General features: G+C 49.6%; 1 protein-coding gene. It reads right to left on the reverse strand.

Annotation, left to right across the window (positions count from 1 at the left end; translation table 11 throughout):
- Nucleotides 1-559: trypsin-like peptidase domain-containing protein (locus ACP45E_RS19295; RefSeq protein WP_241824348.1), on the reverse strand; the 559-nt coding region annotated here is incomplete at both ends.

Genomic DNA, 559 nt, shown 5'->3' on the forward strand with positions numbered 1-559 from the left:
ACCGCTCTTCCGATCTAACGAGTGCACCGCCCGAGTTACCGCTATTGATCGCAGCATCGGTCTGAATGAAATTTTCGAAGTTTTCCAGGTTCAGCCCACTTCGACCTAGTGCCGACACAATACCTGACGTGACGGTTTGTCCGAGACCAAACGGGTTGCCGATCGCCACCGCGAAATCGCCAACTCGCAGTTTGTCTGAATCAGCAAGTTGAATTTGAGTCAGATTCTTTGCTTCTTCAAGTTTAAGTAAAGCAATGTCTGACATTTGATCGCCACCGACAAGTTCAGCATCGTACTCTCGGCCATCTTTAAGTTTGACGCGAATGGTTTCTGCCCCATTAATGACGTGGTAATTAGTCACTATATGCCCTTGTTTCGCATCGATAACCACACCGGAGCCTAAGCCTCGAAATGGGCGTTCTTGTATTTGGTCGGTAGGGAAGTCTGGGCCGAAAAAGAATCGAAACTGTTCAGGTAGCTGCTGGCGTGAAACTTGAGTCCCTTCTACCGCAATGCTCACGACTGCAGGGGTCACAGCTTCTAGCATGGGAGCAAGGCT

It is taken from the genome of Vibrio genomosp. F10 str. 9ZD137, assembly GCF_049974785.1.
GTDB lineage: Bacteria > Pseudomonadota > Gammaproteobacteria > Enterobacterales > Vibrionaceae > Vibrio.